The sequence below is a fragment of the Paenibacillus sp. RS8 genome, from assembly GCF_041956825.1.
Lineage (GTDB): Bacteria > Bacillota > Bacilli > Paenibacillales > Paenibacillaceae > Paenibacillus_AQ.
Window position 1 is genome coordinate 4823821 of the sequence record NZ_CP168131.1, and the last position, 19254, is coordinate 4843074.

Genomic DNA, 19254 nt, shown 5'->3' on the forward strand with positions numbered 1-19254 from the left:
AACCTTCACTTTAGTTATGCAGGAAAAAAATAGAAGCGTTTCACGGCAACCGATTTTCCATAAATAAGTAGTGTGATTTCGGATTGAATGAACCTTTTTTAACAAATAATGAGTGTTAATAAACAAAGGCTCATCAAAAGGAGGAAATTTAAGATGCCGGAATGGCTGGAGGTTATAGTACGAACCCTCTTTGCTGTGGTTGTGCTTTTCTTATTAACTAAGTTATTGGGGAAGAGACAAGTATCGCAGCTTTCGTTCTTCGAGTATATTACGGGGATAACCGTCGGTAGCTTAGCTGCCTATATTTCTTTGGATACGGACAAGCATTGGCATCTAGGACTCATTGCACTGATTGTATGGGTCGCTTGTTCTTTAGGGGTTGAATATCTTCAGATGAAGAGTAAAAAAGCAAGAGACTTCATTGATTTTAAGTCCACCGTACTTATTAAGGACGGAAAAATACTCGAAGATCATATGAAAAAGGAACGCTTAACAACAGATGAATTATTGGAAGAGCTACGTAAAAAGGATGTATTCAATATATCTGAAGTGGAATTTGCGATTATGGAATCTGATGGAGCCATTAATGTTCTGCTTAAGAGAGAGAATCAGCCGCTTACACCCAAACATCTCGGTATTAAAGTTGCTCCAGAAAAAGAGCCACAAGCCGTCATTATGGATGGGAAAGTACTTGATAAACCTTTGGATACTTTAAATCTGACTCGCAGCTGGCTTGATGGAGCTCTAGAGAAAATGGGTCTAACTGTTGAGAATGTATTTCTAGGTCAGGTTGATTCTTATGGTGAGTTGACGGTCGATTTGTACGCCGACAACTTTAAAGTCCCACAGCCACAAGATAAACCACAATTATATGCTTTGCTCAAAAAATGTGAAGCAGATCTGGAAATGTTCAGTTTGTCGACAGAAAATGAAAAAGCTAAAAAAATGTATGAACAATGTGCAGAGCAATTGCAAGCATCTTTGAAAGTTTTAAAGCCTTTAATCCAAAGTTGATGGGATACAACCTCATACAAAAAACAAGAAAGAATCGGTTTTTGCACCGGTTCTTTTTTTCGTATACAGCTTAATGGAGTAGGTAGTATAAACCTCGTATACAATTGGCAAACTAAGCCAGATTCGAAAGTCACAATTCAGGAGGTATAGCCCATGTCAGGAATTTTAGAAACCATTAAGGAACAACTGGAAGGATGTAGTGATGCGGTATATCAGTCGATTTCCGTTCATGGGCATTCCTGTCTTCTGATCTATATCCCCTCCATCATCGATTCTAAGACACTTCATGAAAGTATTGCTTTGCCACTAAAAAAAGAAGCAGAAGCAAAGCTGGAATGGCCGAAATTTTTAGAACGGTTAGATCAAGGAATTGTTTTTCCTATCCAATATCTCAAGGCATTTGATGTACAAAAGATTGTAGATCTGATCGTTGCCGGAAAAGTAGTGCTTTGTATAGAGGATCTTCCTTATGTTTATTATTTTGAAATTACTCAATATCAAAAAAGATCAGTGACCGAATCACAAAACGAACTTGTAGTGATTGGTCCCCAAGAGGCTTTCATTGAAGATATTGAAACGAATCTCTCTTTGATTCGACATAAAATTAAACATCCGGATCTAAAGACCATTCATTATTCAATTGGCAAATATACAAAAACTGATGTGTATGTGGTCTATATTGAAGGCCTTTACAAAAAAGAAGTTCTAGCTGAGATTAAACAGAAACTAGATGAAATAGATATTGATGGGATACTAGGCATTAGTTATATATCGGAACAATTGAGGAAGGGGAACTTCACACCATTTCCAGTATTTCAATATACAGAACGCCCTGACTCGGTGGCGGCTTCTTTAATGGAAGGCCGGATCGGAATATTACAAGATGGCACACCTACTGCAATGCTTGCTCCGACATCCTTTTTTACAATGCTCCAGTCCTCTGAGGATTATTACCAAAGCCTTTATGCAGCAAGTTGGATTCGAATAGTCCGATTTGTATTTTCAATTATATCCATGATTCTTCCATCGCTTTATGTTGCAATCACAACTTTTCATCCTCAGATTATTCCATCTAATCTGCTGATAACAATAGCCTCTGCGAGAGAGAATATCCCTTTCTCAGCGCTGACAGAAGCTCTGATTATGGAACTTACCTTTGAAGCCCTTAGAGAAGCTGGTACGCGAATACCAAAGCCTGTGGGACAGACAGTATCTATTATTGGGGGTATAGTAATCGGTCAAGCCGCTGTACAAGCAGGAATTGTATCTGCTCCAATGGTCATTGTCGTTTCCATTACTGGAATTTCCACCTACATCATTCCCCATTATGAGCTAGGCTTGACTTTTCGATTACTTCGCTTCCTCTTACTGATTATGGGTGGAATAATGGGGTTGCTCGGGGTTTATATTACAGCTTTCTTGATTTACGGACATCTAGCTAATCTGAGACCTTTAGGTGCTCCATATTTGCAACCCGTTGCTCCACTGGTGTTACGAGACTGGAAGGATGCATTAGCTCGCTTTCCCTCAAATTTTATGACGAAACGCAGCAACCTCTATACAGATAGGAATAAAAGGAGACAGAAAGAGAAATGAGAATCCTGAAGATAGGAGTTATTGCAATCTTGCTCCTAAATATAACAGGTTGTTGGTCATCGAAGGTAGAACTGGATGAACTGACATTTGTATATGGAATGTTTATCGATGAAGGCAAAGAACCAAATACTGTTGAAATTACGATTAACTCACCCTTGCCCAATCGTCTTAACGCGGGAGGACAACCATCAAATGGCGGTGGAGGAGATGGTAATACTTATTCTACAATTTCTAAGACCGCAGGAACGATTCCAGAAGCCATGCTGTTAATTCAAAAAGACTTAACACGTCAACTTAGTCTTTCTCAATTAAAAGTAATTGTCTTAGGAAAGACCTATGCTGAACAAGGAATCAGCGAATTACTACTATGGATTGAAAGAGAACCAAGTCTTCCTCTTGGTACTTATGTTATGGCAAGCCCCGAAAGTGCAAAAGAGATGAATACTTTAACACCTATTTACGAGCAATTGCCTTCGGATGTACTGAAGAACTTTGGATCAGAGAGATATTTGTTTTCAACGACGATAAAGGATTGCTTGTTTGCAGAAGCATCAGGTGTTGGATTTGCTATTAACAATCTTTCATTTGGTAAAAAAGAAGAAACATCGAAAGAAGGAAAACCGGAGTACTGGGCGGGAATTCAAGGGGCCATGCTGTTTCAAAAAGATAAGATGAAAGGAATACTAAATCTTAAAGAGGGAAGGACATTAGCATGGGCGTTAGGCAAACTTAAGTTGGCAGTCTATTCCATCGATTGGGATGAGGGACAAAGTGCCGCAAGTGTTATATTTGTAAGCACAACATCATCAAAGAAGTTAAACCTAACGGATGAAGGACCTGTTTTCACAGTGAATTTAAAGGGGAAAGCAAGTGTTATTTATTTAAGGGACCCTAAAAAAAGGGATAAAGAGGAACTCGGCCAAATTATCATTGCGAAGCTTAAAGAGAAAGTCTCTGGTAATCTTACCGAAGCCATTCGTAATACCCAAAAAGCAGGTGCCGATGTTCTGCAACTCGGATTGCTACTGGAATGGAACGAACCAAAGCTATGGAAGCAGATTAGAGAGCGGTGGGAAAGTTATTATGCTCATGAAGCTGATATTAAGGTAAAGACAGATTTTTATATTGTAGACTATGGAACAGCAAAATAAAAACATTTAGAGGGAGAAGTTATGCGAACATCGAAATGGCAGCTTTTCCGTGAGTCTGTAAAATATATTGTGTAAACTCTCAAACCCATTAAAATGGAAGTAAGAGAAAGGTTGGGGAGAACACATGGGACTTTGGACAAAACAGCAGTTACGGGAATTTATTAAGGAAAACAATTTGGTAAGCGCACAGGATGCGCAGAATGCTCTAAAAGAGCTGTTTGCGGAGACGATTCAGGAGATGCTGGAAGCCGAAATGGATACTCATTTGGGCTATGGAAAGCATGAGGTGAAAGCGAAGCTCACGCCAAACAGCCGTAACGGAAAGAGCCGTAAAACCGTAGTCAGTGAGTATGGTGAGCAGGAAATCGCTATTCCTCGGGATCGGTTGGGCGAGTTTGAGCCCTTGGTCGTCAAGAAGCATCAGTCGAATGTAACGGGCATCGAAGAACAAATTATTGCGCTGTATGCGAAAGGGATTAGCACCCGAGAAATTCAGGACCATTTAGGGCAGATGTATGGTATTGAGGTATCTCCAACGCTCATTTCCAATGTCACGAACAAGATTGTGCCTCTCATTAAAGAATGGCAGAACCGGCCTCTGCAAGGGGTCTATGCCGTCGTCTATTTGGATGCGATCCACTTCAAAGTCAAGCAAGATGGGGCCATTATCAATAAGGCTGCCTACATGGTCATTGGCATTGATCTGGACGGAAACAAAGACGTGCTGGGGATGTGGATTGGTGAGAATGAGTCCTCCAAGTTCTGGCTGAGTGTGCTGAATGAACTGAAGAATCGCGGGGTTCAGGACATTCTCATTATCTGCGTGGATAACCTGTCCGGATTCTCTCAAGCGATTGCCGCCTGCTATCCTCAAACGGAAATCCAGAAGTGTATTATTCACCAAATCCGCAGCTCCACACGGTACGTGTCGTACAAGGATATTAAGAAGGTAACAGCCGACTTAAAGCCTATTTACAAGGCAGCTACCGAGGAAGGTGCCTTGCTTGAACTCGACCGTTTCGAGGAAGTTTGGGGAGCGAAATATCCCCTCATTATCCGTTCCTGGCGGACCAATTGGGACGAACTCGCTACCTTTTTCAAGTACCCGCCTGAGATCCGCAAACTGATTTACACCACCAATATGATTGAGAGTTACCACCGTCAGCTTCGTAAAGTGACGAAGGGAAAAAGCATCTTTCCCACAGATGAGGCGCTACTAAAAATGCTCTATCTGGCCACCGTCGACGTCACTCGGAAATGGACAGGACGTGTCCAAAACTGGGGGCAAATGCTGCTCCAGCTGTCGGTCTTTTTCCCCGATCGGGTCGGTCAACACTTGCGTTAAATTCGCGACTTCCCCCTCGGGGGAATCTGTGCTTAAAAGAGTTTACACAAAATTATTGACAGACCCTTTTCCGTTTTTTTATTATTTTTTTTAACTCCCAAACCACTATTTTCCTGATTCCGAATCTAATTGCTACTTCATCCTATCAAGGCTGGATTGCATTATTAGTGGGGTCTTTATTAGGGTTGATATTATTATGGTTTACTTTTCACGTCGGTATGTTGCGGCCTAATCAAGCATGGGCAAGCTTTGGAAAAGAAATCATAGGTAAATGGCCACACAAATTCATGCTTCTTATGCTCTTATGCTGGTGTGTTTATTATGCATCTACTGATATTGAGAACTTTGTACTATTCTTTGGTTCTAATTATCTGAGAGGAACTCCACCTCTGTTTATTCAGTGCGTAATTGGGCTAGTGATTATGTATACGGCTAGTTTAGGTTTTACAACGATGGCGTATATGGCGGATGGGCTTTTTATTATTTTTTTTATAACAATGATCATTTTATTTAATTTATTTCTCCCGAATGCGGACTTCAATATGCTACCCGCCTTCATTCATTATCATGATCCCGGAATTGCCCTAAAGGACTCTATTGTAGTCATGTCATGGTTTGGAGAATGGATTGTCCTCTTGTTTGTTGTGCCCGATCTGAAGCTTGAAGCGAAGATGTTGAAAAGATTAGTACTTACGGCGATATTTGTCTTAGTCACTGTCTTAATTGGTTGGTCGCTGACGATGATGAGTTTTGGTCCACATTTGGGTCGGGAACTGCAATATCCTTTCCTTGAATTGGTGCGCAGCGCCAAACAAGATAATCTGCTAGGCAATTCGGATCCGCTATTAATTGGAATATGGTCGTCTTCTATGTTCATACACAGCTCATTCCTTATCTATGTAGCCTCGAGATGTGTATCCGGCTTGTTTAATACAAAAGCTAGAAAAATGTACATTCCCTTCTTAACAATAACTTCAATAACGATAGCTTTTTTATATTCACGACACATAGGCAGTTATTATAAACACTATAATAGTTTTGCTATTGTTGTCATTTGGCTAATCGTTGAAAGCATCCCGATCTATTATGCCATCACGGCTTTCTTTCGATATCGGAATAAAACTGCGAAGTAAATAAATTAGGAGTGGAAATCTAGGTTCTGTCTTTTTAATGGGCAGAACCTTTTCTTGTGAATTATATATTGGATACACTTTCTGTTATGATTAAAGGACTAATTATATTAATTTCCCAGATTGGATGGTGTATTTTACATGAATCTTCAAGAAGTCACTGAACTTATCAAATCTATTAGATCCAATCTAGCTAAAGTCATTGTTGGAAAAGAGGATGGAGTAGACCTGCTACTAACCGCATTACTTGCGAATGGCCATGTTCTGCTGGAAGATGTTCCGGGTACAGGTAAAACTTTGTTAGCCAAAGTCCTTGCAAAATCTTTAGATTGTACATTTAAGCGTATTCAATTTACTCCAGACTTGCTGCCTTCTGATTTAAGCGGGATTAATTTTTATAATCAAAAGACAGGTGAATTTCAGTTTAGACCAGGTCCAGTATTTGCGAATATTTTGTTGGCTGATGAAATTAACCGTGCAACACCAAGAACACAATCCAGTCTGCTGGAATGTATGGAGGAGCGGCAAATCACGATCGATGGTGTGACTCATGGCTTAGAAGCACCTTTTCTCGTAATTGCTACTCAGAATCCGATTGATAACCAGGGCACTTTTCCGTTGCCCGAAGCTCAATTAGATAGATTTCTAATGCGGATTACTACGGGTTATCCTTCATTTGACGAAGGAATTCATATTTTACAGCGCTTCCGTGAGAATAACCCGCTGGAAGAGACTTTTTCAGTGGCTACCGCTCAAGATATTCAAGCAGCACAGCGTTTAACCGCTTCCGTTAGTATAAGCGATGATTTGCTGGCTTATATTGTTCGAATTACAGAAGCTACACGGAAATCAACGGCAGTTAAACTAGGTGCGAGTCCCCGTGCTAGTGGGGCTTTGCTTAAATCTGCTCAAGGATATGCACTTATTCAAGGGAGATCTTACGTAACACCGGATGATATTAAGGCCGTAGCCGTTCCGGTGCTTGCCCATCGTCTACTTCTTCATCGAGGATTGGGTTCAAAAGAAGGACAGGCAGCGGATATTGTGCTACAAGTGCTTCGTGAGGTAGAGGTGCCGACTGAACTCGTTACGTCCATTAGAGGCGGAAAGGTGGAATGAGCTATGGCTTTACCTTGGTTCATTTTCATTACTGTAGTTCTATTGTTCCTTCTTGCCGTTATCTATGAACGAAATGGTCTGAAAGCGCTTAGCTATACTCGTTATTTTTCAACAAAAGTTGCTTATGAAGGGGATCATCTTGAGATGATCGAGGAGATCGTTAATGCTAAGCTTTTGCCATTACCATGGCTTCGGCTGGAATCTAGTATTTCTAGAGGTTTGGAATTTAGTAGTCAGGATAATCTCGGAATTAGCACGGGGGAAATCTATCAGAATCATATCAGCTTGTTCTACCTGAAATCATACCGTCATATTAAACGGCGTCATCAAGTAACTTGCGAGCGACGGGGGATATACCGTTTAGAGACGGTCACAATGACCACTGGAGATCCCTTTGGTTTAATTCGGAAAAACAAAACGTATCCACTTGAATTAGAGTTATTGGTCTATCCTAATCTGCTGAGCTTAGATGATCTACCACTGCCGATACATAGCTGGCTGGGTGAACTTCCGGTGAAAAGGTGGATCGTAGAAGATCCTTTCCTGACTGCAGGTATTCGCGAGTATAGCTCAGGAGATTCTATGGGACTTATAAACTGGAAGGCTACAGCACGCACAGGTACTATGCAGGTGCATAAGAAAGACTACACCGCAGATTCCAGACTCGTCATTTGCTTGAATATAGAGGACAGTCATTCCATGTGGAGAGCGGTAACGGATGTTGAACGTATCGAGCAAGGGATAAGGTATGCGGCCACTATCGCCGAATACGCCATGCGCCATGGAATTGAGACGGGGTTTATCTGTAACGGTAGACTGGACAACAGGGGCGAAAGAGATCCTGTAGAAGCAGAACCAATGGCTCAATTGGAAGACTTACTTGAGCTGTTAGCTAAGCTGGAGCTTGACAGAACGCTTCCTATGAGCCGATTGCTGGACCTGCAAGCCGAGAGTGGAATAAGTGATACTGACTTTCTGATCATTAGCTGTCATAGAGGAACAGAATTACAAGCGTCCGCAGAACTTCTATACCAGTTAGGAAACGGTGTGGAGTGGCTGGATATTCCGGAACAGGGGGGAGAGAGTGCATGAAGCTTACGTCATCTGGTTACGTATGGAGTACAATCAAACTCTGGATATTCTCTATTCTAGAACTATTATTAGTTCTACCTGTATGGATTCTGTTTCAGGTTTATGTACTGCCCAAGCAAATTGACCCTTTGTGGTTATCTGTCATGCCGCTAGTATCATTACTGGGCATTCTGCTGCGGCGACAGTGTAGTGTCAGATGGAAACAGTTGCTGGCTGCATTAATCCTTGGGGCAACGACTGGTATTTTGTCATCAGGAAGTCTGTCTATCGAAAGTCTGCCTTTAGGTATCGCAGGTTTTATATGCGCATATCTAGGGATGACTGCTGACTCTCGTGATCAGACCAGTAGGAAGTATTGGCTGGGGATTGTGATTTATTTTGTTGCGACCATTGTCTTTCATAGAATTCCTGATTTGGAGGCAACCGTTACCCTTCTGACCTGGTGTGGCAGCTTATGTTTATTGCTCACTCTACTTATATCTAATAGCAGTTATTTACAATATAGTACGCTCTCAAATGAGGGCAAAGCTTTGCCAAAAGGATTACAAAGAAATAACCGTATTTATGTTATTGGTATAGGAATTGTTGCGGCCGTGTTAGCGGCAGGGGTCGGAAAAGCCATAGGAACACTGCTATGGAATATGGTGCGTTCGTTCTTCGGATGGATTAGTAAACTATTCTCTGGATCGAGTGAGCCGCTGCCACCGTCAGTAGAACAGCCGCAAGCGAGTCCGGAGCTGCCTTTTGTAGGAGAGCAAAAACCAGGCCTGCTAGCTGCTATCTTAGATGTCGCTTTTTATGTAGCTGGAACTGTGCTAGTAGGAGTGGCAATCTACTTTGCAGTTCGGTGGTTGTATAGAAATGCCGGAGGGAAATTGAAGAGATTCATGGATGCCTTGCTATCCATGCTGCGCAGGGAGCATACGCCTAAAGACAATACCTCTTATCTTGATGAGGAGAAAAGTGTATTTACATGGGAACAAACGCTTCAAGGACTGAGGAACTTCTGGAGTACCCGTCTTACGCCAAGACATCGAAAAGATCGCTGGGAGCAGATGCAGAGTGAACGGGAACGTGTTCGCTGGTTGTATCGGCGTTGGCTTCATATGAAAGAGGATCAAGGTTATGTAGTTAAAAAATATCTTACACCGAAAGAAACGGAAGACGATATTTTAAAATGGACAGCTCTTAACCACTCTAAACGTAAGGGCGATGAAAGTTCTGTTAACACGTCGAATTCATTGATTAAAATATATGAAAAAGTTAGATACGGTGAGGAAAATCCTTCTGCTAATGATGCGGCTGCATTGAAAGATGAATTGAAATTATAGAATAGAGTATTCATCAAAAATCATGCAAATAGAACAAATAGGTTACAATCAGCCCAAAAGTGTTACAACATGGATACAATTGGTTTTGCGCTTGCCACTATAATAATTCTAGCAAAATACTCGTGGAGGGAAGTAAATGAGAAAGCATAGCAGTACATATGTTGTTTTACTATTAAGTACCTTTGTCATCAGTCAACTGACTGGACATACCGCTTCAGCGGCATCCGCTAATGCTGTTAATACAAATCCAGCTGTGGCTGCGGCGGCCGTTACAGCAACTAGTAATCTAGGTTCCATTTCTTTAGGAGCAAATATTAAAGCCACACTTGAAGATGTCAATATTTGGTCACAAACAGGTGGGAATATTTTAACCTATACGCTGAATTATTCGAATGGCAGCAGTAAAAATGCAAACCTAATGTACTATTTTTCGAGAGTTACGACGCCAGGGGGAGCTGTCATTCCGGGTAACCCTCTGAGTGCTGACGCGCTTAAGAAGAAGATTGGTGCAAAAGAAAGCTTGCGCGTTACATATTACGTCAACATAGGCAAGGCTAATTCGTTAAAAGGGATCAAGATTCCTATGTATGTGTGGGATTCCAAAACCAAAGGTTATTTAAAGCACGCAGGAAGTTTTACAGTGCCAGCTAATTATTCTCCAACCGCTGTAAATGGAAAAAATGTTAGCACTACAATGAATGATATTCCTGTCATCGCCAAAAGTGAGTCCTTGGAGCTCTATAAATATAATGGAAAGGTCTATGCCAAGGTTGGAATAAGCCTGACCAATAAAGGTAGCAAGGTACTCAGTGATCCAGGTTATGCGGCTTATTTGCTCTCTGCAGGTGGTAGTTCTTATGAATTAGCACTTGATCGATCTCAGATTAGTTACAAGATCCAACCGCAAGAGAAGAAGACAATCTATTATCTTGCCGAGATTCCTCCATATATGAAAACGGATAATATGAAGCTGCAATTTACACAAAAGGATGAAGCGCTGAAGCTTGAAATCGCTAAATCCTCGTACAAGCTACCGGCAGCTACAACACCTAATTTGGTGGTAGGTAAAGGTGTGACTAAGAAAATCACCATTAATAATAATCCGATAGAAACTCAGTTAAACAACGCAAACGTATACGCTGAGAATAATAAGGGAATCTGGACCTTCCAGCTACGAGTGAAAAATGTAGGAAAGACAGCCGTGACATTGCCTACTTATGAGCTTGCTGTCAAATCTTCAACAGGGACAACCTTTCCGATCAATGCGAAAGGATTGAGCGGATTAACCATAAAGCCTTTGGAAGAAAAAATCATTCCTCTTACCGCACAGGTTCCGCTTGAGGTTGAACAGAATTCACTGCAATTGCAAATGATAGAGGCTGTTTCAGCTCCAGCCAGTACAGATACTGGAAGTGTGGGGGAGGGAACAGGATCTGAAGGGAATAATGTAAGTACGGGCAATACTGCCAAGCTGACAGTACCGGTTGCCTACTACGCAATTTCTTATACATTACGACCTGAGATTCAAAAAGGCGTGGAGTATAGCGCATCGAATGAATATGGCTCTTTCACTTATAACTTGTTGTCATTACAGCGTTTTCCTTGGAAAGCTGATGATATCGTTGTTGCTAGAATAAATATCAAGAATCCCCAGTCGGTGGCATTGATGCTTCCAGAATTAAAAGGGTCTGTCCAAGTAGACAATGATGATGTGTCTGCTTCTACAGAACTCTTCATGGACAAGGAAACCTCGACAATTGCGCCAGGAAAAAATGCTGAGATCTATGTATTTGCTAAAATTCCATACACGCAAGAGTTCGATAAATTAAAAGTGAACCTCTTTTCCACGGTCAAAGAAGAAAAGAGCTCGTTCTTGTCGTTAAGCACAAACAGCACGATGAATGCAGTATCCACTATCGAACGTGGGGGAAGTTATACAATCACCGGTAAAGGCAAGAATGCCCAGGTACAAGAGAACAAAACGATCATTTATGAAGGTCTCAACTCTAATATCGTATATACAGAGCTACTGCTGAGCAGCGAAGAAAAAAGACAAAGCAAAATGGCTCGCCTTCAAGCGTACTTTAAAACGGCTGATGGTCAGCTATTTGAAGCCACAGCGAATCAACCGGATTCTTCAGCCACTCCTGGTGGTAAGCAATTAATTACGTACTGGGCAAAATTACCGAAGTCAGTTATACCTTCTGATGTGAGTATGTATCTAGGTCCGGGAATAACCGGGAATAAGTTGACTGAACCTGGTCAAGAAGCCACAGGATTTATAAATATTGCTTCCTTGACTCTGAATCCAGTTTCCACACCACCGGAGAATAACTTGACGAAGGTTGCGCTATATCCATACACGATGTCTGTCCTAAGTTCGGAAGGGCGAACACTGAAAGGAAGTAACACTTTAGACATCGTTATGAATTACAACCTGCTTCGTGACAGTACCTACGATATGGGAACCTTCACCCATAAACTAGTACTCAAAATGACAGATCCATATGGCTTATCACAGGAACGAAGCTTGAACATCGGTACCGAACTACTTGAAGGGAATAACAACTCGTATACTGCAACCTTTACGAATAATATGTACAAGAATTTGGAGGGTGGTTCGTACCGGATCACGCTGTATGATGAGTTTCAGGGAGAACGGATCGAGCTGGCTAATCAGGCATATAGCATAAAGATTGATAGACTAGTAACAGAAAAGTAAGCATTCATATCTATTAATGTACGCGAAGGAGCAGCTCCAATGTTGCGAGTGGAAAATGTAACGCATTCTTTTAAGAATGGTAATGAAACGACGGCAGTCCTTCATCAAATAGACTTTTCTGTGAAAAAGGGGGAAATGGTTGCTCTGCTGGGGAGCTCGGGTTCCGGTAAGTCAACCATGCTAAACCTGATGGCAGGTCTGATGAAGCCTACGGAAGGTCACATATACATTGCTGACCAAGATATCGTGAAAATGAGCGAGAATAAGCTATCCGAATTTCGAAGAAAGCATATCGGGTTTATCTTTCAAGCTTATGAACTGATTACTAGCTTGACTGTCCGTGAAAATGTGGAATTGCCGTTAGTCTTTCAATCCGTCTCTCCATCAATACGTAAGCAAAAAGCTCTAGCTTTGCTGGAAGGGGTCGGTATTCCGGATAAAGCCGACCTGTTCCCTTCTCAGTTGTCTGGTGGACAGCAGCAGCGGGTCAGTATTGCGCGTTCCTTGATTACGGAGCCTTCTGTTATTTTCGCAGATGAACCGACTGGAAACCTGGACTCGAAGACAGAAGAGGAAATTATTAATATCCTGCTTAACCTGAATAAGAAGATGAAGACGACCTTCATAGTCGTAACACACGAGCTCAAAGTTGCGGAACAAATGCAACGGATTTTCACGCTTCAGGATGGATATATGATTACTGAGAAACAAACTTCTTCGGAGACAGAACTCGAAGGGGGTAAATTAATTGAGGATTAGTGATATTTCACGTTTGGCTTGGGAGCAGGTCAAACGACGGAAAGTTGTCACAGGTCTTTGTATGGCTGGTATATCGATTGGCTGTGCTGCTATTATTGTTGCTTTAAGTATAGGAGATTCCGCACAAAGCTATACGGAGCGGGAAATTAATCGGAATTTCAAAATGGATGAAATTACAGTGACTCCGAACAGCGGTATCCCTTCACAAGGGGGCGGCGAAGGAAATGGAGCTTCTGCTTCTGATGCTAAGCTCGATCCCGGCAGGTTAACAGCTCAGAAGCTTGAAATTGTTCAAAGCCTGAAGCATGTTACAGCAGCTGCACCTTTTCAAGAGCTTGGCTACATACAAATGACTACTATCGATAATAAAATTACGGATGTACAGCTTATCGGAACGGATCTTCGGTTGCTAACGAAATACGACAAGACGTTTAAGCAAGGCGGTCCTTCTGATTTGATCGGAATGGCAGTGCTTAACTATGGAGCAACTGTAGGATTGATAGATGTCGAGACACGGCAGCGTCTTTTTGAACAGCTAAATTCAGATCCGTACAATAATAAAATAATGGAACAGTACAATAGTTTAAGCATGCTTCCATCGGAAATGTACAAACAACAGGTTCAATTACAATCGTATGACCCTGCTTCGCAGACTGGACAGTCCCTAGTCAGTTCACCCATTCAAATTGTTGGGATATTGGATAGTGGGGGGAACCCTGATATGGCGATGTACGACAAGAAGATTTACGTATCGCTAGAAACGGGTGAGCGTCTGGTTGAACAACTGAAACTAATGAACGGAACCGCTGGGCAGAAGGGTGTCTACAACTCAGCCATTGTAAAAGTTGACAGCACCGACAACATCGTGCAAGTGGAGAAGCTTATACATAAGCTCACACTAAACACTAGCACGAATCTGTATCAAAAAGAGGCGATGGCTTCCACCTTCAGTATGCTCAAGAAAGCAGCGCTTGGTATCGGTGTGTTTATCCTTATTATTGCCTCGATCTCGATTATCGTTGCAATGACCATGTCTACCCATCAGCGACGACGCCAGATTGGTATTATGAAAGTGCTAGGCGCTAATATGGGGCAGATCCGAAATATGTTCATTACAGAGGCGGCATTGCTTGGTATGCTCGGCGGTATGCTCGGCATTGTCTTTTCATACTTAATTGTATTCGGCATAAATAAGCTCATTGGTACTGCTGGAGGAATGGGGATGGGTGAACCCTTGGTTATCACTATACCTCTAATGACACTTCCAGTAGGAATTGCATTTGCAGTGATGACAGGAGTACTGTCAGGGATTTATCCCGCGATCAGCGCGTCCAGAACGAATGCGCTCACGGCGATAAAACGGGATTAGCTATTTTCAAGTTGAAAGGAAGCAGAAGTGATGAAGAGGAGAATCAAGTGGATTGTATTGGTATTGATCATTATTGCAGCAGGTTATTTTGTATACAACAAGATGTATAAACCTGAGGCACAGCTAGAGCCTGTTGAACCGCCGCAAGCGATAACGTTTGAAGTGACAAAGGAAACAATGACGAATTCCGTTCAGGTTAAAGGGAACTCACACTATGAGCAGGAAACGCTTGTATATGCACCTTATGCTTCAAAGGTAACAAAGTGGAAGGTTGAGAACGGTGGGCAAGTAAAAAAAGGGGATTTACTGTTTACCCTTGATCAGGAACCCTTAAAGAATGAGATTGCTACACAGGAGGCGACCATCCGAAAGGCCCAGCTGGAAGCGGAATTAAATGAATTTGTTAGTCAGCAGGACCAGGAGAATGCAGCTCTTGGTGCAACAGAAGCCGAACGTATAAAAGCTCTTGCAGCCCAAGAAACGGCACGGCTAGGGGATGAGCTTAACCAAGTAAATGCTGAAATACAAGCTCGTGAATTAAAAGAAAAGAAGGCAAAGCTCTCAACAGCCCTCTACCATGCTCCGGCATCTGGTGTTTTTCTATTCGATAGCGCCAGCGAAATTCCACAGACGGTGACAGACAATCAATACATCGGCAAAATTGTTGATATGAACAAGCTTGAATTCATAGCTCTTGTTGGGGAACAGGATGTATTCCGTATTAAGACGGGAATGAAAGTGGATGTTAAAATGACAGCTTTAAAAGATTTGAAGCTATCTGGAGAAGTTACTAAGGTATCTAAATTTGCTAAGACTGCATCGGGTCAAAACACTTCTGCTACATCAGTTCCACAATTTGAAGTGGTAATCTCATTACAGCCTGACGAGCACTTGATTGGTGGACTAAGCTTAAGTGGAGAAATTGAGACAGTCCGCAAAGAAAATGCCATCGTAGTATCCAGCATCGCTGTAATGCACGAAGGAGATCTTTCGTACGTGATGCTGGATAAAGGCAATGGGGAGTATGAACGAAGAGATATCGAAGTGGGCATGGAGACGGCGGACAAAACTGAGGCCATCTCCGGGTTGAACGTAGGCGATGTTGTAGTCCTTCAGTAAGGATTGTATTCGACCTAAGCCTATTTCTCAATCGTTAGCTTCCAAGATTTAATATCTTTGTTTAGCTCGGTAAGGTCAGGAACCGGAACTGGCTCATCGGATAGATTATATTTAGCTTTCAATGCTAAAATCCGATAGACGCTCTCATTAATCCGTGTTTCCTGTATCTTACCTTTTTTTACATTGTCCAGAAGGGTTTCCAGTACTCGTTTCTCATTATCATAGCCGTGAGCGATAAGTAGAATGTCACTGCCTGCATTAATGGTATCTACCGCCGCTGCGGCAAGGTCATAATTCTTCATGATAGCACCCATAGTAAGATCATCTGTGATCACTAACCCTTGATAGTTCATTTCTCCACGTAGTAGCTCACCAATGATTTTACTTGATAAAGATGCAGGCTTATCAGGATCAAGATTCGGAAATAATATATGAGCGACCATTACGGCGTCCGTTCCCTCTTTAATCGCTGCTTGAAATGGGAGCCATTCTAATTTAGCCAGCTCTTCGACAGTCTTATTCACAATCGGCAGATCAAGGTGAGAGTCGACAGAAGTGTCGCCATGGCCCGGAAAATGTTTAACAACCGGCACAACACCTTCACTCGCAATACCCTTCATTTCGGCGATCCCTAGTGTACTGACTAGTTCGGTGGAGTTGCCGAAGGAGCGATCTCCAATCACAGGATTATCTGGATTGCTATTGATATCAAGTACGGGAGCGAAGTTCATATTAAATCCGGCTGAATTCACTTCTCTTGCGAGAAGCTTGCCCATCATTTCGGCAGCGTTAGCATCATTAGAAGAACCAACCTTCCCATTAGAAGGGATGGAAGCATACTCTTTCGGCATTCTGTTGACTTTTCCACCCTCCTGATCGACACTCATGAATAATGGAGTAGGGTTACTGCTGTTACTCTCTTTCATGGAATTTACAAGGCTAACCATACTTTTTAAGTCTTGAATATTGTTCTTATAAAGAATGATTCCACCGACTTTGTCTTCGGAAATCATCTTTTTTGCTTGATCATCTAGAACGGTTCCTTCAATACCAACAAGGAGCATTTGTCCGATTTTCTCTTCAAGGCTCATATTGGAAACCTGAAGAGTAATCGGATCACTTTCTGAGGAGGGAACAGGTGTGGCACTGATAACAGGTGATGGTGTGGAATCAGCAGTCGTCGAATTTGTAGCGATAGGTTGGGAACTGTTACTGCTATTGGAACAACTTGTTATTAGAAGCATAGATAACATAGCTGAAGCCATTAGAAGGTTACCGGAGATTTTAGGTCTTAAGAGGTTACGAGTGAAACTGGTCATCAGAAAAGTCGTCCCTTCGTAGCTTATTTAGATGTCAGAAGGATGAATCCTTGCTGACTTAGATACACGGTGATAAGATGAACTTAAATCTTTACATATTAAATTTGAATTATGAGGTGACGGTCAGATGAAAGATGGATTAGTAAACGCACTTAATGAACAGATGAATTTCGAGTTTTATTCCGCTCATGTTTATCTAGCTATGGCTGCTTATTGTTCCGGTGAAAGTCTGGATGGTTTTGCAAACTTTTTCTTGATTCAAGCAGAAGAAGAACGATTTCATGCCATGAAAATCTATAAGTTCCTTAATGATCGCGATAATCGGGCGACACTTGAAGCACTCCCAGAGCCGAAGAACGAGTACTCCTCGATGCTTGATGCTTTTGAACATGCTTTTGCACATGAACAACAAAACACGAAACGTTTCTATCATTTGGCTGATTTGGCACTGGATGAGCGTGAACATGCAACGATCTATTTCTTGAAATGGTTTATTGATGAGCAAGTAGAAGAGGAAGCACTCTTTAGCAACATCATTAGCAAACTGAAACGAATAGATAAAGATAGCAACGCCTTCTACATGCTGGATGCAGAATTTGCAGCACGTACTTTTACAGCTCCTGCTGAATAAGTTGAGTTGTGAAGCCCAGAAGCCTGAGAAATCAGGCTTTTTTTATTTTATGGATGAAGGCAGTTTAATGGCAAGCAGTTTATTATCCGTTCGGATCATCAGCATGCTTCCGGTTTTAAGCGAAGGAGCAAAGTTTCGAGAGCCGGTATTCACAGTGAAAATAGGCTTCAAAGTCAACATGTCATAGGCGTGAAATAGGCCATCGGATTGTCCGCTATAAACCACATTTCCGAAAAGATCCGTCTGAACTACAGGATTCTCACCAATATTAAGGTCGACGAGTTGTCCTGTTCCTAGTTTAAGTGCGGATATCGTACCTTTATCATAATTTTGAAATAACATTCTTTGCTGATAGACTTGGTTCAACGGTATGTCCTTTTCTCTGATCATCGAAGCCCAGGTTTGAATCGGTTTGCCGTCTGCTGAATAATTCCAAAAATCATATTTCACAAACTTACTGCCCTGAAAGATATAGAAGTCGTTTCCATCCAAGAATGCAGTCCCATTTACGCCACCATAACTAAATACCCCATCTTTATTCTCGGTATCTGTCCATTTATATAAACGTTCTCCCTTTAATTCACCAGTCTTTACGTTGAACACGGATACTTTGACATTACGATTTACAGCATCATCATCCATCATTAACGTATTGGTAATAGAGTAGAGAAGCCCATCCTTTACTGCCAGTGGCCACCATTGACGGCTATGGTCCCATAGTTTTTTGCCTGTGAGACTGTCATAAGCGGCAAGTCCGGCAGTTGTTAAGGCACCCTGAGAGAGATAACTTCGAATAATAACCCCGTCGGTTTCCATAAGATTCGATAAGCCTGTAAAGTTATTACTCTCCACCGCAGCCTTCCATTTGATCTTTCCGTTGACGGCATCAACGGCTGCAAGTTGAGTCTCCTGTGTAACATAAATAGTGGTGCCTAAACGTTGTATACTAGTTGCTTTAGGTAATGCTACAGCTGCTGACCATGCTTTTTTGCCTGCCTCATTAACGGCATATAAGGAGCCACTTTGGGTCAGTCCATAGATAAATCCATTACTGTACGTGAACAACGGGGCTAATGCATTTCCGAATTCCCACATTTTTTTACCTGTTGCAGCATTCAATGCGACTAATTTTTCATTCCGTTGCAAAGCAAAGACCTTCCCATTCTCCGCTAGTGCTGTAACATTCTGCTCAGTGACTCTACCTTCTTTTAGGAAGGCTAACGGTGCTGACCATACCGGTGCAAGAATAGGCGCTTTGATCTCATTGTAAAAGGGATTGCTTGTACTAATGACTGCTTGTTCCGCAGAAATGACGGATAATGTTCCATTGTAAGCTAATGGGGATGCAATACTAGCAACAGCTAAAACTTTAATCATGGTCTTGTGCAAAGACTGAGTCATCGTTCCACGCCCCTCAAAATTAGTGTTTACTATAATTAGACATTTCAAATGGCAAAAAGTTACTATACCAATAGAACAAGCTTAATCGACTTCGGCAACTTATACTTTCTTATAATTTGGAAGTAAAGTTGAACAAAGGCAAACTATGTTACACTC

16 protein-coding genes are annotated in these 19254 nt (G+C 41.9%); 14 read left to right on the top strand and 2 right to left on the bottom strand.

The window, feature by feature from the left end:
• Positions 1 to 153 precede the first annotated feature (153 nt).
• The 12 genes from ACDZ28_RS22855 (at position 154) to ACDZ28_RS22910 (ending at position 15747) form a co-directional block, all read left to right on the top strand.
• Complete coding sequence (locus ACDZ28_RS22855) at positions 154 to 1014, top strand: DUF421 domain-containing protein (RefSeq protein ID WP_076118388.1); 861 nt, start codon at positions 154 to 156, stop codon at positions 1012 to 1014.
• 153 nt (positions 1015 to 1167) lie between these two features.
• Positions 1168 to 2610, top strand: coding sequence for a spore germination protein (locus ACDZ28_RS22860; protein ID WP_375102820.1), 1443 nt, complete (start codon positions 1168 to 1170; stop codon positions 2608 to 2610).
• Entirely contained in the window at positions 2607 to 3761 is a 1155-nt protein-coding gene (locus ACDZ28_RS22865; RefSeq protein WP_375102821.1) for a Ger(x)C family spore germination protein, read from the top strand. The genes ACDZ28_RS22860 and ACDZ28_RS22865 overlap by 4 nt, the downstream gene beginning before the upstream one ends.
• Before the next feature lie 124 nt (positions 3762 to 3885).
• Positions 3886 to 5106 carry an IS256 family transposase gene (locus ACDZ28_RS22870; RefSeq protein WP_076119303.1) on the top strand — a complete coding sequence of 407 codons (1221 nt, stop codon included), beginning with the start codon at positions 3886 to 3888 and terminating at the stop codon, positions 5104 to 5106.
• A gap of 83 nt (positions 5107 to 5189) precedes the next feature.
• Positions 5190 to 6239, top strand: a complete 1050-nt coding sequence (locus ACDZ28_RS22875; protein ID WP_375105397.1) for a GerAB/ArcD/ProY family transporter — start codon at positions 5190 to 5192, stop codon at positions 6237 to 6239.
• Positions 6240 to 6377: 138 nt separating this feature from the next.
• The gene (locus tag ACDZ28_RS22880) at positions 6378 to 7355 is read left to right on the top strand and encodes an AAA family ATPase (RefSeq protein WP_375102822.1); all 978 of its coding nucleotides are present in this window, start codon (positions 6378 to 6380) and stop codon (positions 7353 to 7355) included.
• 3 nt (positions 7356 to 7358) lie between these two features.
• Complete coding sequence (locus ACDZ28_RS22885) at positions 7359 to 8447, top strand: DUF58 domain-containing protein (protein WP_375102823.1); 1089 nt, start codon at positions 7359 to 7361, stop codon at positions 8445 to 8447.
• Complete coding sequence (locus ACDZ28_RS22890) at positions 8444 to 9778, top strand: hypothetical protein (RefSeq protein WP_375102824.1); 1335 nt, start codon at positions 8444 to 8446, stop codon at positions 9776 to 9778. Before ACDZ28_RS22885 ends, ACDZ28_RS22890 begins: the two co-directional genes overlap by 4 nt.
• Before the next feature lie 136 nt (positions 9779 to 9914).
• The gene (locus ACDZ28_RS22895; RefSeq protein WP_052414594.1) at positions 9915 to 12500 is read left to right on the top strand and encodes a hypothetical protein; all 2586 of its coding nucleotides are present in this window, start codon (positions 9915 to 9917) and stop codon (positions 12498 to 12500) included.
• 39 nt (positions 12501 to 12539) lie between these two features.
• A complete protein-coding gene (locus tag ACDZ28_RS22900) occupies positions 12540 to 13259 on the top strand; it encodes an ABC transporter ATP-binding protein (RefSeq protein ID WP_042127391.1) in 720 nt (239 codons plus the stop codon).
• Positions 13249 to 14628: an ABC transporter permease gene (locus ACDZ28_RS22905; protein ID WP_375102825.1), complete on the top strand. Its 1380-nt coding sequence runs from the start codon at positions 13249 to 13251 to the stop codon at positions 14626 to 14628. Before ACDZ28_RS22900 ends, ACDZ28_RS22905 begins: the two co-directional genes overlap by 11 nt.
• A gap of 30 nt (positions 14629 to 14658) precedes the next feature.
• Positions 14659 to 15747 carry an efflux RND transporter periplasmic adaptor subunit gene (locus ACDZ28_RS22910; protein ID WP_042127397.1) on the top strand — a complete coding sequence of 363 codons (1089 nt, stop codon included), beginning with the start codon at positions 14659 to 14661 and terminating at the stop codon, positions 15745 to 15747.
• 20 nt (positions 15748 to 15767) lie between these two features.
• Here the strand turns inward: ACDZ28_RS22910 and nagZ are convergent, their stop codons facing one another.
• Positions 15768 to 16838: a beta-N-acetylhexosaminidase gene (nagZ, locus tag ACDZ28_RS22915; RefSeq protein WP_339290924.1), complete on the bottom strand. Its 1071-nt coding sequence runs from the start codon at positions 16836 to 16838 to the stop codon at positions 15768 to 15770.
• 49 nt (positions 16839 to 16887) lie between these two features.
• Between nagZ and ACDZ28_RS22920 the strand changes: the two genes are divergently transcribed.
• Positions 16888 to 17088 carry a hypothetical protein gene (locus ACDZ28_RS22920; protein WP_339290926.1) on the top strand — a complete coding sequence of 67 codons (201 nt, stop codon included), beginning with the start codon at positions 16888 to 16890 and terminating at the stop codon, positions 17086 to 17088.
• A 105-nt stretch (positions 17089 to 17193) separates the two neighbouring features.
• Positions 17194 to 17697, top strand: coding sequence for a ferritin (locus tag ACDZ28_RS22925; protein ID WP_042127399.1), 504 nt, complete (start codon positions 17194 to 17196; stop codon positions 17695 to 17697).
• Between the two features lie 42 nt (positions 17698 to 17739).
• Here the strand turns inward: ACDZ28_RS22925 and ACDZ28_RS22930 are convergent, their stop codons facing one another.
• Positions 17740 to 19098: a PQQ-binding-like beta-propeller repeat protein gene (locus ACDZ28_RS22930; RefSeq protein WP_375102826.1), complete on the bottom strand. Its 1359-nt coding sequence runs from the start codon at positions 19096 to 19098 to the stop codon at positions 17740 to 17742.
• Positions 19099 to 19254 lie beyond the last annotated feature (156 nt).